This window comes from Streptomyces sp. NPDC101227 (assembly GCF_044767545.1).
GTDB lineage: Bacteria > Actinomycetota > Actinomycetes > Streptomycetales > Streptomycetaceae > Streptomyces.
Genome location: NZ_JBIWOD010000005.1, coordinates 265,648 through 289,986 on the forward strand (window position 1 = coordinate 265,648; position 24,339 = coordinate 289,986).

Here is a 24,339-nt window from a genome sequence, read left to right on the forward strand (position 1 = left end):
GATCAGGGCGTTCCCGCCGGCGTCCGCCTGGAGCCGTACCAGGTGGCCGATCACGTCCCGCGCGTAGCGGCTGTCCGGGTGGCAGAGCGCCGATCCGTGATCTCCCTCGATGACGGTGAGGGTGCCCTGGGGGCGCAGTACGCGGCGCAGCTCGGCCAGTACCTGCCGCGGGTCGCGGAGATGTTCCAGCACGAAGCAGGCAAAGACATGGTCGAACGTCGCGTCCCCAAAAGGGAGTTGGCGCAGGTCGGCGCGCTGCCAGTCGACGCGCCCGGCCGTCCCCTGCGCGGACAGGTGCGCGCGGGCCTGCGCCAGCGACTCCGCCGACCGGTCGACCGCGACGATCCGCGCCCCCGGGCTGTTCTCGACCAGATGCACGGTCTGTGCGCCGACCCCGCAGCCGGCCTCCAGGACGCGGCTGCCCGCGGGGTACGAGGTTCCGGAGTGGAGGAGGGCGGCGAGGGTGTCGGCCTGATCGCCGAGCCGGCGGGCTTCCCGCTCCGAATATCCGTGGACGTACCCGCGGCCGGCCCCGCCCGGGTCCGCCGCGCGCATGTGGGTGTGCACCTGGTTCGTCATCAACTCGCGCTCGCTGTACATGAGTTCACCGTGTCGCGAGAATGGACCCGTGAACAGGTCCAAAGATGACCCTGTCGACCGGTCCATAACCCCGCCGGACGCCCCCGCCCCCGAGGCCGCCCGGCCGGGCTCCGCCTCCACCGGCGCCGACTTCCTCCAGCTGTCGATCGCCGACGCGCCCACGGGCGGGCGCTCCGACTGGCTGGTCCGGCAGCTGCGGCTGGCGATCTCCGACGGCCGCCTCCCGGTGGGGAGCAAGCTGCCCGCCACCCGGGCGCTCGCCGCCGACCTGCGGGTATCCCGCGGCGTGGTGACCGAGGCGTATCAGCGGCTGAGCGAGGACGGCCAGGTGGCGGGGCGGGGGCGGGCCGGTACGGTCGTGGTCGCCGCGCCCCTGGCGGCGCCCGCGCCCGTACCCGGCGCGACGCCGCCGCCGCCCACGAACACCCTCTTCACCGCGCCGCCCGGCCCGGACGTCTTCGACGCCCTGCGCACCGCACCGGCCCGCATCGACCTCTCGCCCGGACAACCCGACCTGACGGCCTTCCCCCGCGCGGCATGGCTGCGCGCCGAACGCGCCGTACTGCGCACCGTCCCCGCCTCCGACCTCGGGTACGGCGACCCCCGCGGCGCGGCGCCCCTCCGCCTCGCCGTCGCCAACTGGCTGGCCCGCAACCGCGGGATCAGGGCGGATCCGGCGGAGGTGCTGATCGTCGCCGGGACCGCGCAGGCGCTCGGCCTGATCGCCCAGGTCCTGCGGCGCGACGGCATGTCCGCGATCGCCGTGGAGGACCCCGGATCGCTCGGCGTACGCCAGCATCTGCAAAGCCGGCAACTGGAGACCCCGCCCGTCCCGGTGGACGCCGACGGCGTACGCGTCGATGCCCTACGGGCCGCCGGCGCGCCCGCCGTCGTGCTCACCCCGGCGCATCAGTTCCCCACCGGTGTGGTGCTCGGCGGCCGCAGGCGCCGCGAGCTCCTGGCCTGGGCGCGCGAGGGCGGCCTGATCGTCGAGGACGACTACGACGCCGAGCACCGCTACGACCGCCCACCGGTGCCCGCGCTGCGCGCCATGCTCGCCGAGCACGTCTGTTACGCGGGCAGCGTGTCCAAGCTGCTCGCGCCCGCCCTCCGGGTGGGCTGGCTGCTCGCGCCGCCGCGCTACCGGGACGCCCTGGTCGAGGCCAAGCGCTTCGCCGACCTCGGGAACGCCGTACTGCCGCAACACGTGCTGGCCCGCTTGATGGAATCGGGCGAACTGGAGCGCCGGCTCCGGCTGCTGCGCACCCGCCACCGCCGCCGCCGGGACGCGATGATCGAGGCGATCCGTACGCACCTGCCGGGCGCGGTGGTGCACGGGGCGGCGGCGGGGCTGCATCTGACGATCACCTTCGAGCGATCGGCAGAGGGATCCGCAGAGCGATCGGCGACGGGGGCCACGGGCGCGGCCGTCCCCGACCTCTCCGGCACCGTCATCTCCGACACCGTCCTCGCCGCCACCGCGCTAGCCGCCGGGGTGAAGGCCCAGCCCCTCTCCTGGCACAGCCAGCGCCCCCATCCGCCGGGGCTCGTCCTCGGCTACGCCGCGAGCTCCCCGGCGGCCATCGCCGAGGGCGTGGCCCTGCTCGGCGAGGCCCTCCGTCAGCTGCGCTGAGCGCTCCGCGCCCCGAAGATCCGCCGCTCCGATTCCGCGATCGCGACGTCGTTGATGCTCGCCTCCCGCCGCCGCATCAGCCCGTTCTCCGCGAACTCCCACAGCTCGTTGCCGTAGCTGCGCCACCACTGCCCGGCCGCGTCGCGGCACTCGTACTGGAACCGCACCGCGATCCGGTTCCCGTCGTACGACCAGAGCTCCTTGCGCAGCGCGTAGTCCAGCTCCCGTTCCCACTTCCGGCGCAGAAAGGCGACGATCTCGTCGCGGCCGGTGAGGAAGGTGTCCCGGTTCCGCCAGACCGAGTCCTCGGTGTACGCGAGCGAGACGCGCTCGGGATCGCGGGTGTTCCACGCGTCCTCCGCGGCCTGCACCTTCTGCCGTGCGCCGGGCCCGTCGAAGGGCGGGAACGGTGGCCGTGACGTCATGTCTTCCGTCTCCTTCTCATCCGTACGTCCTGATGACGACCCCCATCGGAGAACGCTCGTTCTCCGCTCGTCCCGGCTAGTCTAGAGAACGCGCGTTCTCAAGGGAAGCACTCAAGGGAAGCGCTCGATTGCACGTGCTCGATGTACGCGCCGGACGGAAGTGGGAGTCACACATGCGCCAGGACAAGGCCGTCGACGCCGTCGCGACCGGCGACGGCGGCGCGGGCGGGGCACCCACCGCGGACGAGCCCCGCACGCGGATACTCGACGCCGCCGAGAAGCTGTTCTACGACCGCGGCATCCAGGCCGTCGGCATGGACGAACTCCGCACCGCGGCCGGGGTCTCCCTCAAGCGCCTCTACGGCTGCTTCCCCTCCAAGAGCGACCTCGTCGCCGCCTACCTCGAGCGCCGCGACCTCCGCTGGCGCGCCGCCCTCGCCGCCCATGTCGGCGAGCGCGCCGCCACCCCCGAGGACGGCCTGTCCGCCGTCTTCGACTGGCTCCACACCTGGTTCGCCGCCCCCGACTTCCGCGGCTGCGCCTTCATCAACTCCTTCGGCGAACTGGGTGCCACCTCGGAGGCCGTGGCGTCCGCCGCCCGGCGGCACAAGAAGGCGTTGCTGGACTACCTCACCGGGCTGGCGCGCGACCTCGGGGCGCCCGAACCGGACGTATTGGGCGGCCAGTTGGCGCTTCTGGTGGATGGCGCGATCACCTCGGCGGCGCTGTCCGGGAGCCCGGACGCGGCGCGGTGGGCCCGGCAGGCGGCGCGCGTCCTGGTCGCGGCGGAAGCAAGTCCCGCGGGGTGATACGGCGGTCGCCGTGACCCGGTCGGACACGTCCATCGGGCACGTTCACGACCGGGGGGTCTTGGGGAGAGCGGCCCGAAGACCGGAACCGTTGCTGATGAACGCGGCCCCGAGGAGGGGGACGGCGCAGGTGGCCTGCGCCAGGGCGAACCACAACGGGCAGACGCCGGGGATCATGTCGACGGCGGTGATCACGAACGGCATGAGGACCGAGAGGATGCGCACCCGCAGGTAGGCCCATCGCGTTCCCCGTGAGGCGAGGACGGTCAGCCAGTAGAGCACCGCGGCGCTCGCGAGCACTCCGCCCGACCGGCCCCACATGAACGAGGTCGCCGAGTGGCCGGTGATAGCGAGGACGGCGACCGTCATGAGGACGGCGAGGCTGAGCGCACCGTAGGCCGCGATGAGGATCTTCGCCTTGCCGAAGGCCCGTTGGGTGCTCGGGTGGTGGAGGCGGGCCGCGCCGGCCGTGGTGCGGTGGGCGGCGGGGGCGGTGGCGTGGTGGGTGGTTCCCATGTCGTTGGTCCTTCTTCCTTCGTGCTTCCTTCGTGCCGTCGTTGTGGTGTCGACGCTAGGAAGCGCCTGCGCGGCGCGGTATGGGCCTGGACGCACAGGTGGGTGGGGCCAGACCCACTTCCGGGCCGATCCGGCGGAGATCGGACTCCCCGCGGCGCACAGTGGAGGCACCAAGTCGAACCGGCCGGACCGGGGCGGCGGAGCAGCGCGGTGCGGCAGCGTGCGGAAGCGAGGAAGCGAGGAAGCGAGAAGAATGGTCATGCGACAGCTGGTGTCGTGGGTGACGAGTGCCGGCGTGGGTTTCGTACGAGCGAGCATGGTCCTGGTCGTCAGCATGCTGGTGCCGGCCGTGTGGGCCGCCGCGGTGGTGCTGGGGATCTGGTGGGCGGGGAGTCCCTGGTCGTGGATCCCGGAATTCGTGTGGGCCTGCCTCGGCACGCTCGCCCTGTCGCGCCCCGTCTGCCGGATGTTCCGCAGCCTCGTCGCGCAGTGGACGGGCACCGTCATTCCCGCCGGATACCGGCAGCCCGGCCCGGTGGTGCGGATGTCCACCGGGTATTGGTGGAACGGTTTCTCCTACACGCGCAGCAGCCGGGACGCCCGCCGCGAGCAGCGGATGCGGATCCGGTGGAGCGATCCGGCCGGCTGGCGCGACCTGCGCTTCACGGCGATCGCACCGCTCACCGTGGGCGTGATCGCGGCCGTCCCGCCGGCCGGCGTCGCGGCGGCGGTCATCGGCCTTTCCCAGCCCACGCTCGCCGCGCGCGCCCTCGGGGTGCTCGCCCTGGTCGTGGCCGTCGCCTGTGCCCCGTACGCCTGGCGGTCCCTCGAGCCGGTGGCCGTCCGCTTCCTGGGCGCGTCTCCTGCGATGGCGCTGGCGGACCGGGTGGATGAGCTGACGGCCCAGCGCGCGGATGCGACGGCCGCGCAGGCCGCCGAGATCCGCCGGATCGAGCGGGACCTGCACGACGGGGCGCAGGCACGCCTGGTCTCGCTCGGACTCTCCCTGGCGACCGCGGAGAAGCTGATGGAAACCGACCCCGACCGGGCCAAGGCGCTGATGCGGGAAGCGCGGACCGGCGCCGCCACGTCACTGACCGAGCTCCGCGAACTGGTCAGGGGCATCAACCCGCCGGTGCTGAACGAACGAGGGCTCATCGACGCCGTCCGCGCCCTCGCCCTGGACAGCCCGCTCGAAGCGGCCGTCAGCGCCGACCTCCGGCTCCGCCTGGACCCGCCGATCGAGTCCGCCCTGTACTTCGGGATCGCCGAACTGCTGACCAACGCGGTCAAGCACGCCCGCGCGACCCGGGCACACATCACCCTCACCCGGGACGACAACGCCATCGTCGCCGAGGTGGAGGACGACGGCCGCGGCGGAGCCACCGAGCGCGCCGACGGCGGACTTGCGGGGCTGCGCCGCCGCCTCACGGTCTTCGACGGCACCCTGGAGATCGACAGTCCGGCGGGCGGCCCGACCCGGGCGAGAATGGTGATGCCATGCGAATCGTTGTAGCCGAAGACCTCTATCTCCTGCGCGACGGAATGGCCCGTCTCCTCGAGGCATACGGACACCAGGTGGTGGCGACGGCGGCCACCGGACCCGAGACGCTCGACGCGCTGCTGACATGGCGGCCGGATGTGTCCCTCGTCGACGTCCGCATGCCGCCGACCCAGTCGGACGAGGGCCTGCGGGCGGCTCTCGCCGCCCGCCGCGAACTGCCCGGACTGCCGGTCCTGATCCTCTCCCAGCACGTCGAACAGCTCTATGCCCGCGAACTCCTGGCCGACGGCGCCGGCGGCATCGGCTACTTCCTCAAAGAGAGCGTCTTCGACGCCGATCAGTTCATCGAGGCCCTGGAACGCGTCGCCGGAGGCGGGACCGCCATGGACCCGGCCGTCATCACCAAGTTGCTCTCCGCCGGGTCCTCGAACCGCCGGCTCGAGGGGCTCACCGAACGCGAACACTCCGTGCTCGCCCTCATGGCCGAGGGACTGTCCAACCAGGCCATCGCCCAGCGGCTCTTCCTCAGCGACAGCGCCATCAGCAAGTACACCACCTCGATGTTCGGCAAACTCGGCATCACCGATGACGACAACAACAACCGCCGCGTCCTCGCCGTCCTGGCCTACCTCAACAAGCCCTGACGTGCGGCGCCCTGGCCCTCGCCGCACGCCCTCGGTGACCTGCCGACGCGCTTCGTCGCTCAGGCTCCCAGCACCAGCGCACCGACCACCGGCGCCGCGTACACCAGCGGGAACGGGATGTGCGCGTACGAGCGCGCCCGGATCACGGTGATGACGGCCCCGGCGAAATACAGCACCAGACCGACCCCCGCCAGCAGACCGACAACCGGCACGAGCAGGCCGACCAGCAGGCCCGCGGCACCCGCGGCCTTGGCCGAACCGAGCAAGGTCCACCACGAGCGGGGGACGCCGTAGTCGGCCAGGGGCTCCACCACCCACTTGGCGCGGAGGAAGACGGAGGCGGCCGAGAAGCCCGCCATGGCGGCGGCCAGGAGGGTGACGACGACGTAGGCGATGGACATCGAAATGCTCCTCATCGGGAGGATGCCGGTGCGGACTTGCACCGGCCGGGCCTGGTGAGCCCGTCACTGACCTGACGTAGCGCGGGGCGCGAGTGTGACGGGCGGTTCGCGGACCGGCTGCGGTGGCAAACCCCCTCACCGAGACGGGGGGCTGCCCCAATGCGCCGGGTGCGCCGGGAACGGCAGAGTCCAGCCATGGCTTTCACTCGGTTACAGAGAAGGTTCACTGCGTCCGGCGCGCTCGCCCTGGTGTGCGCCGCGACCGTACTGGCGGGAACGGGACTTGCCGGTGGGCGGCATTCCGCTGCGCCCGCCGCCCGGGCCGCCGCTGCGCAGACTGCGGCGCGTGGCTCGGTGGTCTCCGCGACCCTCGTGGCGGACCTGGACGTCAAGGAGGTCGCGGCCCGCCTGAAGAAGGCGGGTATCGATGCGGCACAGGCCCGCTACGGCGTGCGGGCCCACCGGATCGTGTACCGCACGGTCGACACCAAGGGCCGGCCCACCACGGCCAGCGCGCTGATCGCGGTGCCCAGGAACGGCGAAAACCGTCTTCGGACCGTGTCCTGGCTGCACGGCACCGAGGTGTACCGGGGCGAAGTGGCCTCGGTCAACGACCGCTCCCCGGACCGGACCACGGCGTTGCTGTTCGCCTCGACCGGCCTCGCGGTGTCCGCCCCGGATTACCTCGGCCTGGGCAAGGGGCCCGGAACCCATCCGTACGGGCATCCCCGGGCGACCGTCACCGCGTCGGTGGACGCGCTGCGGGCGGCGCGCGCGTTCGTTCGGCGGGACGGCCGCGACCTCGACCGGCGCGTACTGATCAGCGGTTTCTCCCAGGGCGGACCCGCCACGATGATGGTGGGGCGGGCCCTGCACCAGGGCACCGACCGGTACTTCCGCCTGGGCGCCCTCGCCCCGATCGCCGGCCCGTTCGACCTGAGCGGTTTCGAGGCCGCCGCGGCGGACGACAAGGTCAACCGGTCATCGCTCTACCTTGCCTACTTCGCGACGGCGTGGAACCGGATGTACGGCCTGTACGACACGCCTGGCCAGGCATTTCGCGCCCCGTTCGACAAGAAGGTGGAGAAGCTCTTCGACGGCTACCACACGGGGGAGGAGATCGCCGACGCGCTGCCGAGGACGTCGAAGGAGCTGTTCACCGAGGAGTTCCTCAACAAGGTGCGCAACCCCAGGGGAGAACTGCGGCGGAAGCTCCGGGTGTTGGACACCACCTGTGACTGGAAGCCGGAAGTCCCGGTGCACCTCTTTCACGCCAGGGGCGACAAGGACGTCTCCTTCGCGAACTCCGAGCACTGCGGGCGTCAGCTGACCGCCCACGGCGCCGGGCACGAGCTCAGCGACGTCGGGGACGTCGACCACAGCACGACGGTGCTCAAGGCCCTGCCGCAGGTGGTGCGCGAGTTCAACGCCATGCGCTGAGCACCTCGCCTCACTCCGGTGTCCCTCGGGCCTGCCGAGGGACACCGGAGAGCCGGCCGGCCGGCTAGCTGGTGAGGATGAGCAGTTGCTGAGTCGCTCTGGTCATCGCGACATAGCGGTCGACCGCTCCTTCGATCCCCTCGCCGAACGCCTCGGGATCGATGAGGACGACCAGGTCGAACTCCAGCCCCTTCGACAGCTCCGGGGTCAGCGACCGGACGCGGGACGTCGCCCGGAACGCGCCCTCTTCGATGCCGCCGGCGCCGATGACGCAGGCGATCCCCTCGTCGTGCGCGGCGAGCCAGGTGTCGAGGACCGAGCCCAGATCGGCAACGGATCCATGGACGACGGGGACGCCGCCGCTGCGGATGGAGGTCGGCACATTGGCGTCCGGGAGCACGGCCCGGATGACCGGCTCGGCTTCCGTCATGACCTCCTCCGGCGTCCGGTAGTTGATGCTCAGGGAGGCCAGGTCGATCCGGTCGAGCCCGACCCGTTCGAGCCGCTCCCGCCACGACTCCGTGAAGCCGTGCCGCGCCTGGGCGCGGTCCCCGACAATGGTGAAGCTCCGCGACGGGCAGCGCAGCAGCAGCATCTGCCACTCGGCGTCGGTCAGTTCCTGAGCCTCGTCCACGACGATGTGCGCGAACGGGCCCGCCAGCCGGTCGGGTTCGGCGGTGGGCAGGGCGCTCTCGTCGATCAGGGTGTCCTGGAGGTCCTTTCCGCGCAGCATCCGCACCGCGCCCTCGCTGTCGTCACCCGCCGAGGAGAAGTCGGCGGCCGACAGGACCTCGTCGATGACGCGCTCCATGCGGGCGCGTTCGGCGGCGACAGAGACGGCGTGCCGGCGCTTGCGCAGCGATGCCTCCGGGTCGCCGAGCCGCTGCCGGGCCGCGTCCAGGAGCGGCAGGTCGGAGACCGTCCAGGCCTGGGGCTCGGCGCGCTGCAGCTTGCGGATCTCGTCGCGGCTGAGCCAGGGAGCGCATTTGCGCAGGTAGGCGGGTACCGTCCACAGGTCTCCGACGAGGTCGGTCGGTTCGAGCATCGGCCAGGCGCGGTTCAGGGTCTCGACCAGCTCCCGGTTCTGCCGCAGCGACCTGCGGAACAGTTCGGGCGGGACGTCGTCGCCGTCGTGCTTGTCCAGCAGGATCGTGACCAGCTCTTCCCAGATCTGGTCGCGCGCTTCGTTGTGCGGTGTGCCGGGGTCCGGGGCCTCGAACGCCGCGGCCCAGTCGTCGGCACTCAGCCAGATGTCGGACCAGTGGGTCGAGACGGTCATCCCCTTGGTGGGCGGCTCCTCGTAGATGCCGACGGCGGGCTCGATCGCCTTCACCATGTCCGCGGTCGACTTCAGGCGGACCACGTCCGGGTCGGTCTCGATCGTCGCCGTGGCTCCCTCCTCGACGAGGTCCTGGAGGATGCAGGTCTGCACGCCCTCCTCGCCGAGGCTGGGCAGGACGTCGGCGACATAGGCCAGGTAGGGCCGGTGCGGACCGACGAACAGTACGCCGCCCCGACGGTGACCGAGGCGAGGGTCGGAGTAGAGGAGGTGGGCGGAGCGGTGCAGAGCGACGACGGTCTTGCCCGTACCCGGGCCGCCGTCGACGACGAGAGCGCCGCGGGACCCCGCGCGGATGATGGCGTCCTGGTCGGCCTGGATCGTGCCGAGGACGTCGCGCATCCGGGACGAGCGGTTGCCGCCCAGGCTGGCGATGAAGGCGGACTGGTCGTCGAGCGCGGCATGCCCTTCGAACCCGTCCGCCGTGAACACCTCGTCCCAGTAGTCGCTGATGCGGCCACTGGCCCAGCGATACCTGCGGCGGCTCGCCAGCCCCATCGGGTTGGCGTGGGTCGCCGCGAAGAACGGCTCCGCCGCGGGGGAGCGCCAGTCGATGAGCAGCCGACGGCCCGCGGCGTCGGTGAGGCCGAGCCGTCCGATGTACGCGGGCTCGGGGTGGTCCCCCGCGCCGACGATGCGCCCGAGGCACAGGTCCAGACCGAAGCGCCGCAGGGTGCGCAGGCGGGTGGTCAGCCGGCGGATCTCCGTGTCCCGGTCCATCGCCTGCCGGCCCAGGCCGCCGGGCGCCTTGTGCAGGACGTCGAGACTGTCGGACAGCTCGGCGATCGTCTGCGCGAGGCACTCCGCTATGGCCGCGAAGTGCTCCTCGTCGCCGGCGATCAGCGTCGGGTCGGCCTTGGCGGAGAGGCGATCGGGAAGGTCGAACGCGCTGGTGGTCAGGGAGCTCATGTCATCGCCTCTCATCGGAGATCGTTACCGCGAAGTCCGACGACGCGCAGCCCCGCGCCCCGGCGCCGAGCGCCCGCGGCGCGAGCCCCGCCACCGGCCCGACGCCACCGCACGCCTCATGAGCGAACAACAATGAATGCACTTCGCGAATCTCACATTTCCGTAGGTCACGGGCCTAGGCCAGAGATTCTGCGGTACGACCGGGGCCTTGCCGCAAGCCCCCCAGTGCGCTATACGTTGAGAGTGGCGAGGGGTGGGGTTTCACCTGCCGTCACGGTCCGCGCGTGATGAGCCGCCGGACGGGCCGAGCCATCGTGCGGGCCCCAGCCACCGGACACGCCCTAGCCCTCGGGATAGAAGACGAACAGCGTGCAGCCCGTCGTCGTCTGCGGGACGTGCGAGGAACCCGCGGGGGCATGGACGAACGTCCCCGCGGGATAGGCCCGTTCGCCGTCGTGGAATTCGCCCGAGACCACGAAGACCTCTTCGGGGCCCGGTTCGTGGACGTCGATGCCTTCCCAGCAGGTGCCCGGGTCCATCTCCAGCACCTGGGCCTTCGCGCCGTTGTCCCCGGTCCACAGCGGGCGCACCCGGATGCCGGGAAAGAGTTCGCGCACGGGGGCGTCGCGCACGGCGGACCACACATAGCCGGGTGTCTGTCGGGGTGCCGGGGTCCGGGGTGCCGGGTGCCGGTCGGTCGTCTGCGGCGCTGCGGACTGCTCTTTCGCTGTCATGAGGCCAGCTTGTCCGCCGGCTCCTGCCCGGCCGAGTGTCGGAAGAGACATGTTGAGGTACTTTCCTGCCATGCATCGCGTGGTCGCACTCGTCCACCCTCCGCAGTCCACCTTCGAACTCGGCTGTGCGGCAGAAGTGTTCGGCATCGAGCGGCGGGGGATTCCCGCCCGGTACGCCTTCGGGGTCTGCACCGAACACCCGGGCCCGGTGCCGACGCTCGCCGGGTACGACATGCTCGTGACCGACGGACTGGCCGCTCTCGACCGGGCGGACACCGTCGTCGTCCCCGGGTGGCTGCCCACCGAGGAGGCGCCCTCGCCCGCGGTGGTCCGGGCCCTGCGCCGCGCGCACCAGCGCGGCGCGCGGGTGGTCAGCATCTGCTCCGGCGCCTTCGCGCTGGCGCACGCCGGGCTGCTGAACGGCCGTCGGGCCACCACGCACTGGGCGCGGGCCGGCGAGCTGGCCGACCGCTTCCCGGACGTCCAGGTGGATCCGGACGTGCTGTACGTGGACCACGGCGATACGGCCACCAGCGCGGGCTCCGGTGCCGGAATCGACCTGTGTCTGCACCTGGTACGCGGCGACCAGGGCGCCGGGTACGCCGCGCAGGTCGCCCGGAGCATGGTCATGCCGCCGCACCGCGAGGGCGGGCAGCTGCAGTACTCGGCGCCGCCGCACCCCGTCCAGATCGACGGGTCGCTCGCACCGCTGCTGGAGTGGGTGACCGGTCGCCTCGACGAACCGCTCTCCGTCGAAGAACTGGCCGCGCACGCGGGCCTCTCGGCCCGTACGCTCGCCCGCCGGTTCGCCGACCAGCTGGGTGTCAGCCCGGGGCAGTGGCTGCTCGCCCAGCGCATCGCCGCCTCCCGCGAGCTGCTGGAATCCTCCGCGCTCCCCCTGGAGGCCGTCGCCCGCCGCGTCGGCCTCTCCTCGGCCACCAACCTCCGCCGACGCTTCCTCCGCGCCGTGGGCACCACACCGGGCGCCTACCGCAGGGCGTTCCGGACCGATCCGGGCGACGGTCACTAGAGACCGCGCCGCGCGGGTATCCGAGCTATACGGTTTGGCCATGTCGGCGTTCATACAACAACTTCCCGCCCTGATCGGCGTGGTGATCGGCGCCCTGGGGTCGTACTTGGCGACCACGCACGGCGATCAGGCCCGCTTCCGCCGGGAGCAGGCGGCGCGTTGGGAGGAGCGGCGGCTGACGGCCTACGCCGAGTACGCCAGGACGCTCAAGAAGAGCGTCACCCTGGCGTACCGGATCGCGGCCCACCTCGGCAACGACCCTCACCCGCACCCCTTGTCACCCGAGGAAGCGGCGCCTCACCTGGCCGATGCCACCGATGCCCGGGATCCGGCCGGCGAGGCGTTGTTGATGCTCGGCACTACGGATGTGGTCGAGAAGGCCCGGAAATGGGTCGTCGCGGTGATGGACATGGAAGGGTTCCTGCGGGACCGGACGCATGACCCGGAAGCGTGGTCGGCCCTGCTCGAGCGCCAACGCGCCGCACGTGAGGGGTACTACGCGGCCGTCCGGCGTGACCTGGCGCTCCCACCCGGCCATTCCGGGGAATGGCGGCTTGCGCCGCCCCGGACTCCCTGAGCCGGGCCGCCGGGCCGGCTCACAGCTTCGACCAGCGCTGCGAGGCCTTGCCCGAGTCGCAGGTCGCCGTCGTCACGCTGCCCTGGGAGCCCAGATCGAGGCACTGGTCGTTGAACGTGCTCCGGAGGGTGCCGCCGGAGCCGGGGTCCCATCTCTGGTCGCCCTGGCCGCAGGTGACGGTCATGACGTCATTGCCGGGCATGCCGCCGGACAGACAGCCGCCGGTGCGCTCGTTGACCAGCGTGTAGGTGCCGTTCGACGCGGGCTTGAAGGTCCACCGGGAGGACGAGTCGTCCGCGCAGCTGCGGTAGGCGGTGGCGTTGCCGATGACGAGCACGGTGAGGCAGTCGCCGTTGTTGCCGTTCTTGAGGCGGTAGGTGCCCGAGGCGGGGGGCTTGGGTGACGTACCGCCCGAGCTACCCGAACCACCTGAGGCGCTCGAACCGGAGCTGCCGCTGGAGCCGTCGGTGCCGCCGTGTGCGTCGGAGCCGCCGCCCGAGGCCGAGGACGCCCCGGTGCCCCCGTTCCCGGCTGGGGAACCGTCCTTTCCGTGGTCCGGCGACGCGGAATGCCGCTTGCCCTGCTTTTCCTGCTTACGCGACTTACCCGGCTTCGTCCCACCCGAGGCGGCCGCGTCGGACGAGGACGGTGCGGGGTGGAGGGGTGCGGTGGCCGAACTGGGCGGATTGGCCTGTGGGTTGTCCTGCGGTGCGGCGGTGAAGGGGAGGAGGCGCATGGCCAGGGGCGCACCGGCCGCCACGACGACGACGGGGACGACGGCGAGCAGGGTGCGGCGGCGTTTCCGTTCGGGTGCGGCGGGGGCCGTGGTGGGGGCGGGGGCGGCCGGTGGCGTGGCTTCCGCGTCCTTTCCGCCCTTCCCGGCATCCCTGTCATCCCCGTCCTTCCCGCCCTGTGCCGGTTCCGGTGGTGGGGCGGGAAGGGTCCGGGCGGGTGGCGCTTCCGGCTCGGGGGCCGGCTGCACCGTTGCGGCGAAGGTGGCGCGTGCGGACAGCAGGTCGCTGATGGCCGACGGCCAGGAGCGGGTCGCGGACGGGCCGCGGTCCGTGGCGAGTGCGAGGAGTTCGGCCGCTGTGGGGCGGCCCTCGGGGTCCTTGTCCAGGCAGGAGGCGACGGCCGCGGCGAGGTCCGGGTCCAGATCGCGTACGGGCTGGAGATCGGGCTGGTCGTGCACGATGCGGTACAGCATGTCGAGCCCGCCGCCGTCACCGAAGGGCGGCCGGCCGCCCGCCGCGTAGGCCACGAGGGACCCCAGGGCGAAGACGTCCGTGGCGCCGCTCAACTGGCGTTTTCCCGCGGCCTGTTCGGGAGACATATAGGCCGGCGTGCCCACGATCATGCCGGTTTTGGTCAGCCGGCTCTGGTCGGCGGCGCGGGCGACTCCGAAGTCGATGAGGGTGAGGCCGTCGAGGGTCAGCATGACGTTCGAGGGCTTGAGGTCCCGGTGCACCATGTCCAGTGCGTGCACCGCCTTCAGGCCGGCGGCCGCCTCCCGCAGCAGCAGCCACAGCGCGTCGGCCGGCAGGTGGTCGTCGTGTATCCGGACGGCCTCGCTCAGGGGGAGGCCCGGTATGTACGAGGTGGCGAACCACGGCGGCCGCGCGGCGCGATCGCTGGCGAGCAGCGGCGCGGTGACCTCGACGGGCAGCCGGGAGAGGTTGTCGAGTTCGTGCCCGAAGTGGCGCAGGAATTCCTCGTCCTCGGCGAGGTACGGCAGGACCTGCTTGACGGCGGCATAGCGCCCCGAAGCAATTCCCAGATAGACCCGCCCCATGCCGCCCGAGCCGAGCCTGCCGACCAGCGGTATCGAACCGATCCGCCGCGGGTCCTCCGCCGCCAGCGGCTCGGCGCCGCTGCCGCTCAGGTCGAACCCGTTTCCCCCGTTCACCGTCATGGCGGGAAGGCTACCCAAGAACCGGAGAGCCGAGCGGGAAGGGGGTCTTGGGGGCAATGCAGAACCGGGCGCGGGAGAAAGGGACTTGGGGATTCCGGGCAATGTTCCGGCCGTCGGTCCTGATGGGGAGTCCGGAATGCGCAGGGGCGGCCGGAGCTTCGCCGTGCGGTTGGCCGCAGTTAGGGCCGCCGCGTCATCCGGGCCGCGGGGCGGCGGATATCGTCGGGATATGAATTCTCGTCGCGCGGCGGTGGGTGGGGTTTCGGTCACGGTGGTGCTGGTGGCCATCGCCGCGGTGTTCGTCTTCTCCGGGGACGCGGTGCCGGTGGCGGCGCCCGTCCCGGAGGCGAAGGCCAAGCGGATGTGTAAGAAGCTGATCGAGGCCCTGCCGGATTCCGTGGCCGGGGGCAAGCGGAGGGACACGGACCCCTCGTCGCCGTATACGGCGGCATGGGGCGATTCCGCCATCGTGCTCCGCTGTGGTGTCGTACGGCCGGCGGAAATGCTCAACGCCCAGGCGCCGGGTGGCGAAATTCGTGGGGTGCGCTGGCTGCTGGAGAATGCGGAAGGCGGCGGTCATCGCTGCACCACCGCACTGCGCAAGGCGTATGTCGAGGTGAGCATTCCCGCGGAGTACGGCGACGTCGGCGCGCTGATGGATCTGGCCGATGCGGTGAAGAAGACCGTGCCCGGGATTTCCCAGCCCGGGTAGGCGCGGGAAGGCCGCCGGGCATTTCCGGGGAACGGCGGTGGGCGGGGGGCCGGACGCGTAGGGTCTCGGGCGTCGCACGCGTCACTCCAGGGGGTAGGGACATGCACAGTCGCCGCATCGGCAGCGCCGCGATCAGCGCCATCGGGCTCGGCGGGATGCCGCTCTCCATCGAGGGGCGGCCGGACGAGGAGCGCGCGGTCGCGACCGTCCATGCCGCGCTCGACGCGGGGATCACGTTCATCGATACGGCCATGTCGTACTGCCTGAACTCCTCCGAGACCGGCCACAACGAGTCGCTGATCGCCCGTGCGCTGGCGGCGTACGGGGGCGACACCTCCGGTGTGCTGGTCGGCACGAAGGGCGGGGCGGCGCGCGGCGCCGACGGTGAGTGGTCCTTCAACGGGGATCCCGCGACGCTGCGGGAGGCCTGCGAGGGCTCGCTCAAGCGGCTGGGCGGGGACACCATCGGCCTCTACCAGCTGCATGTGCCGGACCCGGGCGTGCCGTACGCCGACTCGGTGGGCGCGCTGCGCGACCTGTACGACGCGGGAAAGATCCGCGCGGTCGGCATTTCGAACGTGGACTCCGGGCAGCTGCGCGAAGCGCATGCGATCCTCGGCGAGCGGCTGGTGTCCGTCCAGAACAACTTCTCGCCGGCCGTCCGTGACAGTGAGCCGTTGTTGCGGCTGTGCACCGAGCTGGGCATCGCGTTCCTGCCGTACAGCCCGCTGGGCGGTATCTCCCGGGCGGGTGACCTGGGTTCGTCGCACGCCGCCTTCGCCCGGATCGCGGCGGAGCGTGGCGTCAGTCCCCAACAGGTGTGTCTGGCATGGGAGTTGGCGAAGTCTCCGGTCGTCGTTCCGATCCCGGGGGCGTCCCGGCCGACGACCATCCGCGATTCGGCGGCAGCGGCAGACCTGAAGCTGACCGAGGCGGAGTTCGCCGAACTCGACGTCGTTTAGGGCCGGTCAGGGGTCGCGCCGCGGCGCCCGGCTCGGGCGCCGGGCGCCGCGATCGCGCACGTCAGGCCGGTGCGGTGACCGCCCGGCCGCCAAGGTGCCGGGCGAAGAACCGGGCCGCGCTGTCGGCCTCGAACCGGGGCAGCTCCTTGTGCCTGCCCGAGTTCACGTGCAGCGACTTCTCCTTCGAGGCGAAGGCGTCGAACAGCGCGAGACCGGCCTCGCGCGGGATGTGCTCGTCGTCCCACTGCAGGTCGAACTCGACCGGGACGGTGATCCCCTTCGCCTTCTCGGCCAGGGCCTCGGGCCAGTGCTGGCCGAAGACCGCGGCCGTGATCCGGGGTTCGCTCGCCACGAACGGCACGCCGATCGCGGTGCCCATGTTGATGCCCCAGTAGCCGACCGGCCCATCGGCGCCGATCTCCGGAAGTTCCTGGAGGGCGTCCAGGGTCGTGCGGTACTCAGGCACGGCGAGCTCCGCCAGGTGGGCGTTGTAACGGACGACAACGGGGCCTTCCGGCTCGCCGGCCGCCCTCGCCCGGTACAGCTCGGCGATCTCCCGCTCGTCGTGCGCGGTGCGCGGCCGGTCGCCGTGACCGGGCGCGTCGATGACGGCGGCATGGAAGCCGCAGCCGGTCACGAGAAGGCGGGCGCGGCCCGCCATCGACGGGTGCTTCTTGTGGGTGCCGCCGCCGTGGCCCATCAGGACCAGGGGCGCGCGATCGGCGCCGGAGGGCGGCGACCAGAGGACTCCGGGGACGTCGCCCACGGTGAAGTCGCGCTCGATCATGCCGTTCGACGACGACTCGGCGGTGAATTGCAGAGAGTACATAAGTGTGGCCTTTCGGGAGTGCCTTGTTGTCGAGGCGCTCCCGGCGACACCTACGTCAGTCGCCGGCCGTGACGGGAAGGGGGAGCACCCACGTCGATACAGCGTTCATGGGTCTCACCTCCTCGGGCGGTGTCGCGGTCAGCTGGAAGGTACCAGCCAGGTCGGCATCGGGCCCAGCCCTTTTTCCTGCCCGCGATCACCACTGCGGACAGGCCCTGGTCCGGCTCCGGACGCGACGCCCGGAGCCGGATCCCTGAGGACTGACGGCGGGCGCTTGTCTACGACAGCGCCCGTTCCAGGGCCTCCAGGGCGCCCGTCAGTTCCTCCCGGGTGATGGTCAGCGGCGGAGCGAGGCGGATGGTGGAGCCATGGGTGTCCTTGACGAGGACGCCTTCCTTGAGCAGGCGTTCGCTGATGGCGCGGCCGGTGCCGAGGGCGGGATCGATGTCGATGCCGGCCCACAGGCCGCGGGTGCGGAAGCCGGTGACGCCCTTGCCGGTGAGGGCGGCGAGGCCGCTGTGGAGGAGTTCGCCCAGGTCGGCGGCGTGGGCCTGGAATTCGCCGGTCTTGAGGAGGTCGACGACGGCGGAGCCGACGGCGGCCGCGAGGGGGTTGCCGCCGAAGGTGGAGCCGTGCTGGCCGGGGCCGAGGACGCCCATGATGTCGCGGCGGGCGACGACGGCGGAGACCGGGACGATGCCGCCGCCGAGGGCCTTGCCGAGCAGCAGGACGTCCGGGACGACGGATTCGTGGTCGACGGCCAGGGTGCGGCCGGTGCGTCCGAGGCCGGACTGGATCTCGTCGGCGATGAAGAGGCAGCCGGTGCGCCGGGTGAGGTCGCGGACGCCGGTGAGGTAGCCGTCGTCGGGGATGAGGACGCCCGCCTCGCCCTGGATGGGTTCGATCAGGACGGCGGCCGTGGTGTCGTCGATGGCCGCTTCGAGGGCCGGGAGGTCGTTGTAGGGGACGACGCGGAAGCCGGGGGTGAAGGGGCCGAAGCCGGTGCGGGCGGTGTCGTCGTCGGAGAAGCTGACGATGGTGGTCGTACGGCCGTGGAAGTTGCCGGCGGCCACGACGATGGTGGCCCGGTCGGCCGGGACGCCCTTGACGTCGTAGGCCCATTTGCGGGCGACCTTGATGCCGCTCTCCACCGCTTCGGCGCCGGTGTTCATCGGGAGCACCATGTCGAGGCCGGTGAGGCCCGCCAGGCTCGCGGCGAACTCGGCGAGGCGGTCGTGGTGGAAGGCGCGCGAGGTGAGGGTGAGCTGGTCGAGCTGGCGGTGGGCGGCCTCGATCAGGGCGGGGTGGCGGTGGCCGAAGTTCAGCGCCGAGTAGCCCGCCAGCATGTCGAGGTAGCGGCGGCCCTCGACGTCCTCGACCCAGACGCCTTCGGCGCGGGCGATGACGACGGGGAGGGGGTGGTAGTTGTGGGCGAGGACCGGCCGTTCGGCCTGGATGAGGTCATCCGAGGAACGGGGGGAACGGGGGGTGCGAGGGGGCGCGATGCGCGCGGGTGCGGTCACGGGCGGATCTCCTGAGTGCAGCACTTGATGCCGCCGCCGGCCTTGTGGAACTCGGAGAGGTCGACGGGGACGGGGACATAGCCACGGGCGGTGAGCTGGTCGATGAGGCCGGTCGCCTGGGGGGCGATGAAGACATGGCGGCCGTCGGAGACGGAGTTGAGGCCGAAGGCCATGGCGTCGTCGCGGGTGGCGAGGATCGCGTTCGGGAAGAGCCGCCGGAGCACTTCGCGGCTGCCGGAGGAGAACGCCTCCGGGTAGTACGCGAGGGTGGGTTCCGCCGCTTCTTCGGATTCTCGCCCTTCTTCGGGTTCCCCGGGTGCGCCGAGGACGAAGAGGGCGGTGTCCAGGTGGTAGAAGTGCGGGTCCACCAGGCGCAGGCCGATGGTCGGTACGCCGAAGAACTCCTGCACCTCGGCGTGCGCCTCGCGGGTCGTGCGGAAGCCCGTACCGGCGAGGATGTAGCGGCCGGCCGGTACGAGATCGCCCTCGCCCTCGCAGGTCGATTCCGGCTGGTAGACGTCGTATCCGGCCGCCTTGAACCAGGTCTCGTACTCGGTGGATTCCGGGCGGCGCTGGGGGGCGTGGAAGCGGGAGCCGAAGACCTTGCCGGCGAGGGTGAGCGCGGAGTTGGCCGCGAAGACCATGTCGGGGAGGCCGGGGACGGGGGCCACGGTCTCCACCTCGTGGCCGTGGTCGCGGTAGGCGTCGATCAGGGTTTGCCATTGGCGGCCCGCGAGGGCCGTGTCCACCTGCGCGTCGTCACGCATCCAGGGGTTGATGGCGTAGTGCACGTCGAAGTGCCGGGGCTGGCAGACCAGATAGCGCCGGGCGCGCGAGATACGACTCGTTGGCACAGAAGCATCCCTTCGCTTCCTGCAAGGGCAGGTGGGGGTGGCCGGGGTGACCGGTGTGAGCGGGGTGACCGAGGGTTAGTGATCGTCACTCGGTCGCAGTTCACACGGTACGGAGCACCGGATTCCGGCCACAAGGACCGAAGGCTGCTTGTTTGCGCAGGAATGCTGCGTATCTGGGGCGGCTAGCGCGGGTTTCCTGCGCGGGGTGGGGCGCCCATCGCGGCGGAGGGGCGGTCCGTGCCCGCGTCCGGGCTGTCCGGGAGCAGATGGGACAGGACCATGTAGCTGATCGTCTTGCGGATGAACGGCTCGGTGCGGATGCGCTCCAGGACTTCCTCGAAGTGCTCGACGTCGGTGGCCCGCACGTGCAGCAAGGCATCGGCGCCGCCGGTGACGGTCATCGCCGCGGCGATCTCCGGGTGGTTGCGGACGACCTCCGCGAGGCGGCGGGGCGGGGCGGCGCTGTCGCAGTACACCTCGACGTACGCCTCGGTGAGCCAGCCGAGCGCGGCGGGCCGCACCGTGGCGGTGAAGCCGGTGATCACGTCGTTCTCGCGGAGCCGGTCGACGCGGCGTTTGACCGCGGTGGACGACAGCCCGATGGCCGAGCCGATCTCCGCGAAGCTCGCCCGGCCGTTCTCCATCAGGGCCGCGACGATCTTGCGGTCCAGTGCGTCGAAGGGGGCGGCCTTGTTCATGGCCCCACCGTAGCGATCGCCGGCGCGCGGGGCCACGGTGGTGGCGTTGCCGCGGCCGCTGTGCCGGAATTCCCAGGTCAGACATCGATGCAGGTCAGATGTGGTGGCGTAACTTCGCCGCAACATCTGGCGCCTAGCGTCGGGCGGGTCCGGCGGCGGAAGGGAACGCGGCGTCGGGCGTGGGTTCGGAGTGCGTCCGGGGGAGCGCTCCGGCGTCCGTTCGGAAAGGTGGCGCGGTGCGGGATCCGAAGCCGGGGGCCGGTGGGGCGGCCGGGGAGTCGCTGACGCGGGCCGACCGGGCCCGGCGGGTGGCGAACGTGCTGCGCGGGCAGGTGCTGCGGGGGGCGTTTTTGGGCGGGGTGCTGCCGGACGAGCGGGCGCTGATCGCCGAATTCGGGACCTCGCGGAACACGGTGCGGGAGGCGCTGGGGCTGCTGCGCGACGAGGGGCTGGTGGCGCGGCGGCGGGGTGTGGGCACGGTGGTGGTCGGGCGGGCGTATCAGCATCCGCTCGGGGAACTCTCCGGGCTCGCCGAGGTGCTCCAGCGGCACGGAGCGGTCGCCAACGAGGTGCGCGAGGCCAGGACCGTACGGCCGCCGCACTCGGTCGCCCGGCGGCTGGGCCTGGCCGACGGGGCACCGGCCGTCTATGTGGAGCGGCTGCGGCGGGTGGACGGCACGCCGCTGTCCCTGGACTGCACCTATCTCCTCGCCGAGGTGGGGGAGCCGCTGCTGGCGCTGGGGCGCGAAGCCCTGGAGAAGCAGGACGTGTTCGAGCTGATCGAGACGGGCGTGGGGATGCCGCTGGGCCGCGCGGAGGTCTCCGTACAGGCCGTGGTGGCGGATCCGGCGACGTGTGCGGTGCTGGCGATGCCCGAGGGCGGTGCGGTGCTCGCCGTCGAACGGCTCACCCGGCTCGCCGACGGCCGCCCCGCCGACCTGGAGTTCATTCATCTGCGGGGGGACCGCCTGACGCTGCACGCGACGCTCGACCGGGCGCGGGGCGCGGTCGACGGCCTCCCCGACCCGTCCTAGGAGGCCGGACCGTTGAGGCGCTCCGAGACGGAGGACGGCGAGCGGACGGCGGAAGCGCGCGGCGACGCGGAGAGGGCCGGCGCCGGGCGCGCCTGGGTACGCGGGTCCCACGGGCCGCACGGGCCGCGCCGGCCCCGCGCCCTGATGACCGTCGCCATGTGTCTCTGCGTCACGCTGGTCGTCGGCATGGTCTCCGCCGTGAACCTGGCCATCCCGGACCTCTCCGCCGGGACGCTGCATCCCTCGGCGGAGGCGGTCGTCTGGGTCGTCGACGGCTATGTCGTCGTCTTCGCCTGCCTGCTGGTGCCCGCGGGGGCGCTCGCCGACCGGCGCGGGCGCAAGGGCACGCTGCTGTGCGGAATGGGCGTCTTCGCGGCCGGCTCGGTGGTGTGCGCGGCGGCGCCCGGGGTCGGCGCGCTGATCGCCGGACGGATGATCAGCGGGGTGGGCGCGGCCGCCGTGCTGCCCACCACCCTGGCCCTGCTGGTGGAGGGGCTGCCGGACGGGCCGCGCCGCAAGGCCATCGCCATCTGGGCGTCGATGACCGGCCTCGCCGCCGTGCTGGGGAATGTCGGCGGCGGCGCGGCCATCGAGTACGGCACCTGGCGCACCCTGTTTTGGGCCGTGGTCCCGCCGGCGCTGGGCGCGCTGCTGCTGGCCGCCGCGGTCACCCCCGTCACCGCCCGCCATCCCCGTCCGGCCGCGCCGCTCGGCAGCGCGCTGCTCACCGGCGGCTTTCTCGCCCTGCTGTACGGGATCGTGTCGGGGCCGCAGGCCGGATGGGGGAGCCCGGCGGTGCTGGGCGCCCTCGCCGTGGCGGCGGTGCTGCTGGCGGCCTGGGCGCGGCACGGACTGCGGGCCGCCGAGCCGCTGCTCGACCCGCGGCTGTTCGCGCGGCCGGGCGTGCGCGCGGGGGCGGTAGGCATGGCGGCGCTGTTCACCGGCATGTTCGGGCTCTTCTACCTCAACGGCCAGTACCTCCAGTACGCCAAGGGGTACGGGCCGTTGGGAGCGGGGGTGCGGCTGCTGCCGATGGCGGCGGCGCTGCTGGCCGGGCCGCGCTGCGGGCTGCTGCTGGAGCGGGTGTGCGGGCGGCGCGGCACGGTCGTCGTCGGCATGTTCGTGCTGGCGGGCGGGCTGGGTACGGTGTCCGCCGCCGACGCCCGTACCCCGTACGCGCTCTATGCCCTGGGCGCCGGGCTCACCGCGCTCGGCTGCGGCATCGCCACCCCGCTGCTCTCGCACGCCATGATGGCCGCGCTGCCCGCCGACCGGGCGGGCACCGGGTCCGGACTCCAGAGCCTGGCACGGGAGTTGGGCAGCGCCCTCGGCATCGCGGTGACGGGGACGATCACGACGGCGGTGTTCACGGCGCGGCTGCCCGCGTCGCTGTCGGGTCCTGGCCGTCCGACGACGGTGGCGGCCGCCGAGGCCCGCACGCCGGACGGGCGGGTGCGGGCGGCGGTCGTCGATGCGTTCACGGACGGGCTGCACATGGCGACGCTGGGGCTGGCCGCGGGAGTTGTCCTCGCGGCGCTGCTGATCGCGCGGTGGATCCCGAAGGAGACGGTGACCCGGGACGGAGGCAAAGGGCGCTGACGAGGGGCGGTGACCGGCTCCCGACGAGCGGCCACCGCCCCGGCCGTGGCCCGCTATCTCGGCTCGACGCGCTGGATGTTGGCCTTCCGTACGACCTCGGGCCCTACCTTCGCCGCCCGCTCCACCAGCGCGCGGGCGTCCCAGTCCGTGGGCCAGCCCTCCCACAGCCGGAGCCGGCCGTCGACGACCACCGCGGTGATCAGATCGCGGTTCGCCAGGCGGACAAGTTCCCATTGCAGGTCGTAGGAGGGCGTCAGTTCGGGGACGTTGATGTCCACGACCAGGAAGTCCGCCGCCTTGCCGACCGCGATCTCGCCGGTGATGCGGCCCAGCCCGAGCGCATCGGCGCTCCGCGACGTCGCATGCTCCAGCCACCGCCGCCCGGCCCCGCACACCGAGTCCCCGGTCGCCAGGCCGCTGGTCAGCCGCTGCGCCGATTCGGCCGCGTCGAGCAGCCGGAAGCCGTCGCCGCGGGTGCCGTCGGTACCCATCCCGAACCGCACGCCCAGCGCCGCCAGCATGTCGGCCTGCGCGACGGCGTTGCCCTTCCAGGCGCTGGCCACCGGGTTGTAGCTGATCGCCGCCCCGGAGTCGGCCAGCATGCGCATCTCGGCGGGGGTGAGCAGGGTGGCGTGCGCGCCGAGAACGTGCGGCCCGAGGGCGCCGATGTGGTGCAGATAGTCCACCGGCCGGCGGCCCACGCTCTTCAACGAGCGCTCCACGGAGGCGAGATGTTCGTTCACATGGATCTGGAGGATCGCCCCGGCCTCGCGGCAGAGGTCCCCGGTGTGCTTGATGACGGCGGGGGTCGCGTCCTCGGCGACGGCGATCGCCAGCGAGGGGTGGATCAGCGGGTGCTTCTCCCACCGCCCCAGGTGCGCGGGGCCGCCCGTCCCATCGGAGACGATCTTGGACAGTACGCAGCGGATGCCGGCTTCCTCGGTCCCCTTCGCCAGCGCCGCCACATCGACCGGAGCGCGGGTACCTGCGTCGGCGACGGTGGTGAAGCCGCCGCGCAGCGCCTCCAGCGCGGCCAGCTTCGCGGAGAGGTAGGCGGTCTCCTCGTCCAGCGCATGTTCCAGCGGCTCCCAGATGGTCTTGAAGATCTCCGAAGGCTGCCCGAACGACTGGGCCTTGCCGAAGCTCTGGGTGAGGTGATGGTGGGCGTCGACGAACCCGGGCATGAGGAGATGGCCGTCCAGCCGCACCGGGTCGAGGTGGGGGTGCGCGGCGATCAGCTTCTTCGCGGGGCCGATCGCGCGGAATTTCCTGCCGTCGACGAGGACGGCGTGGTCCCGGACCGGCCCGTCCGGGAGGAGGAGCAGCTCGGGGACGAGGAGCTGCTGGGCGCCGCCGAAGTCCTCGGGGCGCGGGCCGTTCTTCTTCCCGCCTGCTGCCGCTGCCGCCGCGCCGGTGGCCGGTGCCGCCGGTGCCGTTGAGGCGGCCTGGGCCGTGGGGGCCGCGCCGCCGGCTATCGCCGCGCCGAGGAGTCCCCCGGCGCCGGTCAGGCCCACCTTGACGAGGAAGCCCCGCCGCGCGACACCGGCCCGGCCGCTTTCCTGACCGCTTTCCTGACCGCTGTCCTGGCCGTCGTTCCGGGGGGCCGTGGCCTCCTGCTGCTGGTCCTGCTGCTGGTCCTGCTCTTCGTTCGCCAA

22 protein-coding genes and 1 pseudogene are annotated in these 24,339 nt (G+C 72.3%); 11 read left to right on the forward strand and 12 right to left on the reverse strand.

Annotated features, from left to right (window positions below):
- Positions 1-12 precede the first annotated feature (12 nt).
- Positions 13-666 (reverse strand): annotated as a pseudogene (locus ACIRPT_RS13660) (class I SAM-dependent methyltransferase); the annotation flags it as partial.
- Here ACIRPT_RS13660 and ACIRPT_RS13665 point away from each other — a divergent pair.
- Positions 629-2,233, forward strand: coding sequence for a PLP-dependent aminotransferase family protein (locus tag ACIRPT_RS13665; protein ID WP_403826483.1), 1,605 nt, complete (start codon positions 629-631; stop codon positions 2,231-2,233). The pseudogene ACIRPT_RS13660 and the gene ACIRPT_RS13665 sit on opposite strands and share 38 nt — an antisense overlap.
- On the opposite strand, the gene ACIRPT_RS13670 is transcribed toward ACIRPT_RS13665, so the two are convergent.
- Entirely contained in the window at positions 2,221-2,658 is a 438-nt protein-coding gene (locus ACIRPT_RS13670; protein WP_403826486.1) for a nuclear transport factor 2 family protein, read from the reverse strand. The genes ACIRPT_RS13665 and ACIRPT_RS13670 overlap by 13 nt on opposite strands.
- A gap of 173 nt (positions 2,659-2,831) precedes the next feature.
- On the opposite strand from ACIRPT_RS13670, the gene ACIRPT_RS13675 reads away from it, so the two are divergent.
- Complete coding sequence (locus ACIRPT_RS13675; protein ID WP_403826489.1) at positions 2,832-3,467, forward strand: TetR/AcrR family transcriptional regulator; 636 nt, start codon at positions 2,832-2,834, stop codon at positions 3,465-3,467.
- A 45-nt stretch (positions 3,468-3,512) separates the two neighbouring features.
- Here ACIRPT_RS13675 and ACIRPT_RS13680 read toward each other — a convergent pair whose 3' ends face one another.
- Positions 3,513-3,983, reverse strand: a complete 471-nt coding sequence (locus ACIRPT_RS13680; protein ID WP_403826492.1) for a hypothetical protein — start codon at positions 3,981-3,983, stop codon at positions 3,513-3,515.
- Between the two features lie 259 nt (positions 3,984-4,242).
- Here ACIRPT_RS13680 and ACIRPT_RS13685 point away from each other — a divergent pair, with 259 nt between their 5' ends.
- On the forward strand, positions 4,243-5,499 hold the full coding sequence (locus ACIRPT_RS13685) for a sensor histidine kinase (RefSeq protein ID WP_403826495.1): 1,257 nt from the start codon (positions 4,243-4,245) through the stop codon (positions 5,497-5,499).
- Positions 5,484-6,131: a LuxR C-terminal-related transcriptional regulator gene (locus ACIRPT_RS13690; RefSeq protein ID WP_403499257.1), complete on the forward strand. Its 648-nt coding sequence runs from the start codon at positions 5,484-5,486 to the stop codon at positions 6,129-6,131. Before ACIRPT_RS13685 ends, ACIRPT_RS13690 begins: the two co-directional genes overlap by 16 nt.
- Positions 6,132-6,190: 59 nt before the next feature.
- Here the strand turns inward: ACIRPT_RS13690 and ACIRPT_RS13695 are convergent, their stop codons facing one another.
- On the reverse strand, positions 6,191-6,532 hold the full coding sequence (locus ACIRPT_RS13695; RefSeq protein WP_403826499.1) for a DoxX family protein: 342 nt from the start codon (positions 6,530-6,532) through the stop codon (positions 6,191-6,193).
- 195 nt (positions 6,533-6,727) lie between these two features.
- Here ACIRPT_RS13695 and ACIRPT_RS13700 point away from each other — a divergent pair, with 195 nt between their 5' ends.
- Positions 6,728-7,972 carry an alpha/beta hydrolase family protein gene (locus ACIRPT_RS13700; protein WP_403826502.1) on the forward strand — a complete coding sequence of 415 codons (1,245 nt, stop codon included), beginning with the start codon at positions 6,728-6,730 and terminating at the stop codon, positions 7,970-7,972.
- Positions 7,973-8,036: 64 nt separating this feature from the next.
- Here the strand turns inward: ACIRPT_RS13700 and helR are convergent, their stop codons facing one another.
- Positions 8,037-10,220 (reverse strand): RNA polymerase recycling motor ATPase HelR, encoded by a 2,184-nt coding sequence (helR, locus tag ACIRPT_RS13705; protein WP_403826505.1) that lies wholly within the window; start codon positions 10,218-10,220, stop codon positions 8,037-8,039.
- 341 nt (positions 10,221-10,561) lie between these two features.
- A complete protein-coding gene (locus ACIRPT_RS13710) occupies positions 10,562-10,954 on the reverse strand; it encodes a cupin domain-containing protein (RefSeq protein WP_403826508.1) in 393 nt (130 codons plus the stop codon).
- A 70-nt stretch (positions 10,955-11,024) separates the two neighbouring features.
- Here ACIRPT_RS13710 and ACIRPT_RS13715 point away from each other — a divergent pair, with 70 nt between their 5' ends.
- Both ACIRPT_RS13715 and ACIRPT_RS13720 read left to right on the forward strand, forming a co-directional pair.
- A complete protein-coding gene (locus tag ACIRPT_RS13715; protein ID WP_403826511.1) occupies positions 11,025-11,984 on the forward strand; it encodes a helix-turn-helix domain-containing protein in 960 nt (319 codons plus the stop codon).
- Positions 11,985-12,024: 40 nt separating this feature from the next.
- Complete coding sequence (locus ACIRPT_RS13720; protein WP_403826514.1) at positions 12,025-12,561, forward strand: hypothetical protein; 537 nt, start codon at positions 12,025-12,027, stop codon at positions 12,559-12,561.
- Between the two features lie 19 nt (positions 12,562-12,580).
- Here the strand turns inward: ACIRPT_RS13720 and ACIRPT_RS13725 are convergent, their stop codons facing one another.
- A complete protein-coding gene (locus tag ACIRPT_RS13725; protein ID WP_403826517.1) occupies positions 12,581-14,473 on the reverse strand; it encodes a protein kinase in 1,893 nt (630 codons plus the stop codon).
- Positions 14,474-14,702: 229 nt separating this feature from the next.
- Between ACIRPT_RS13725 and ACIRPT_RS13730 the strand changes: the two genes are divergently transcribed.
- Together ACIRPT_RS13730 and ACIRPT_RS13735 are read left to right on the forward strand one after the other, a co-directional pair.
- Complete coding sequence (locus ACIRPT_RS13730) at positions 14,703-15,185, forward strand: DUF3515 domain-containing protein (protein ID WP_403826520.1); 483 nt, start codon at positions 14,703-14,705, stop codon at positions 15,183-15,185.
- Positions 15,186-15,286: 101 nt separating this feature from the next.
- Positions 15,287-16,147 carry an aldo/keto reductase gene (locus tag ACIRPT_RS13735; RefSeq protein ID WP_403826523.1) on the forward strand — a complete coding sequence of 287 codons (861 nt, stop codon included), beginning with the start codon at positions 15,287-15,289 and terminating at the stop codon, positions 16,145-16,147.
- A gap of 61 nt (positions 16,148-16,208) precedes the next feature.
- Here the strand turns inward: ACIRPT_RS13735 and ACIRPT_RS13740 are convergent, their stop codons facing one another.
- From ACIRPT_RS13740 to ACIRPT_RS13755, 4 genes are all read right to left on the reverse strand, one after another.
- Complete coding sequence (locus ACIRPT_RS13740) at positions 16,209-16,976, reverse strand: alpha/beta hydrolase (RefSeq protein ID WP_403826526.1); 768 nt, start codon at positions 16,974-16,976, stop codon at positions 16,209-16,211.
- A gap of 278 nt (positions 16,977-17,254) precedes the next feature.
- Positions 17,255-18,499, reverse strand: coding sequence for an ornithine--oxo-acid transaminase (gene rocD, locus ACIRPT_RS13745; RefSeq protein ID WP_403826530.1), 1,245 nt, complete (start codon positions 18,497-18,499; stop codon positions 17,255-17,257).
- Positions 18,496-19,353, reverse strand: coding sequence for a dimethylargininase (gene ddaH / locus ACIRPT_RS13750; protein WP_403826533.1), 858 nt, complete (start codon positions 19,351-19,353; stop codon positions 18,496-18,498). Before ddaH ends, rocD begins: the two co-directional genes overlap by 4 nt.
- Before the next feature lie 182 nt (positions 19,354-19,535).
- Positions 19,536-20,051, reverse strand: a complete 516-nt coding sequence (locus tag ACIRPT_RS13755) for an Lrp/AsnC family transcriptional regulator (protein WP_403499225.1) — start codon at positions 20,049-20,051, stop codon at positions 19,536-19,538.
- A 236-nt stretch (positions 20,052-20,287) separates the two neighbouring features.
- Between ACIRPT_RS13755 and ACIRPT_RS13760 the strand changes: the two genes are divergently transcribed.
- Together ACIRPT_RS13760 and ACIRPT_RS13765 are read left to right on the forward strand one after the other, a co-directional pair.
- Entirely contained in the window at positions 20,288-21,085 is a 798-nt protein-coding gene (locus ACIRPT_RS13760) for a GntR family transcriptional regulator (RefSeq protein ID WP_403826536.1), read from the forward strand.
- A gap of 12 nt (positions 21,086-21,097) precedes the next feature.
- Positions 21,098-22,684: an MFS transporter gene (locus ACIRPT_RS13765; RefSeq protein ID WP_403826539.1), complete on the forward strand. Its 1,587-nt coding sequence runs from the start codon at positions 21,098-21,100 to the stop codon at positions 22,682-22,684.
- A 53-nt stretch (positions 22,685-22,737) separates the two neighbouring features.
- Here the strand turns inward: ACIRPT_RS13765 and ACIRPT_RS13770 are convergent, their stop codons facing one another.
- Positions 22,738-24,009, reverse strand: coding sequence for an amidohydrolase family protein (locus tag ACIRPT_RS13770; RefSeq protein WP_403827075.1), 1,272 nt, complete (start codon positions 24,007-24,009; stop codon positions 22,738-22,740).
- Positions 24,010-24,339: the final 330 nt, after the last annotated feature.

Coding starts and splice junctions, on each gene's coding strand:
- ACIRPT_RS13670 (WP_403826486.1), bottom strand. CDS start 2,658: ATGACGTCACGGCCACCGTTCCCGCCCTTCGACGGGCCCGGCGCACGG.
- ACIRPT_RS13675 (WP_403826489.1), top strand. CDS start 2,832: ATGCGCCAGGACAAGGCCGTCGACGCCGTCGCGACCGGCGACGGCGGC.
- ACIRPT_RS13680 (WP_403826492.1), bottom strand. CDS start 3,983: ATGGGAACCACCCACCACGCCACCGCCCCCGCCGCCCACCGCACCACG.
- ACIRPT_RS13685 (WP_403826495.1), top strand. CDS start 4,243: ATGCGACAGCTGGTGTCGTGGGTGACGAGTGCCGGCGTGGGTTTCGTA.
- ACIRPT_RS13690 (WP_403499257.1), top strand. CDS start 5,484: ATGCGAATCGTTGTAGCCGAAGACCTCTATCTCCTGCGCGACGGAATG.
- ACIRPT_RS13695 (WP_403826499.1), bottom strand. CDS start 6,532: ATGTCCATCGCCTACGTCGTCGTCACCCTCCTGGCCGCCGCCATGGCG.
- ACIRPT_RS13700 (WP_403826502.1), top strand. CDS start 6,728: ATGGCTTTCACTCGGTTACAGAGAAGGTTCACTGCGTCCGGCGCGCTC.
- helR (WP_403826505.1), bottom strand. CDS start 10,220: ATGAGCTCCCTGACCACCAGCGCGTTCGACCTTCCCGATCGCCTCTCC.
- ACIRPT_RS13710 (WP_403826508.1), bottom strand. CDS start 10,954: ATGACAGCGAAAGAGCAGTCCGCAGCGCCGCAGACGACCGACCGGCAC.
- ACIRPT_RS13715 (WP_403826511.1), top strand. CDS start 11,025: ATGCATCGCGTGGTCGCACTCGTCCACCCTCCGCAGTCCACCTTCGAA.
- ACIRPT_RS13720 (WP_403826514.1), top strand. CDS start 12,025: ATGTCGGCGTTCATACAACAACTTCCCGCCCTGATCGGCGTGGTGATC.
- ACIRPT_RS13725 (WP_403826517.1), bottom strand. CDS start 14,473: ATGACGGTGAACGGGGGAAACGGGTTCGACCTGAGCGGCAGCGGCGCC.
- ACIRPT_RS13730 (WP_403826520.1), top strand. CDS start 14,703: ATGAATTCTCGTCGCGCGGCGGTGGGTGGGGTTTCGGTCACGGTGGTG.
- ACIRPT_RS13735 (WP_403826523.1), top strand. CDS start 15,287: ATGCACAGTCGCCGCATCGGCAGCGCCGCGATCAGCGCCATCGGGCTC.
- ACIRPT_RS13740 (WP_403826526.1), bottom strand. CDS start 16,976: ATGTACTCTCTGCAATTCACCGCCGAGTCGTCGTCGAACGGCATGATC.
- ACIRPT_RS13755 (WP_403499225.1), bottom strand. CDS start 20,051: ATGAACAAGGCCGCCCCCTTCGACGCACTGGACCGCAAGATCGTCGCG.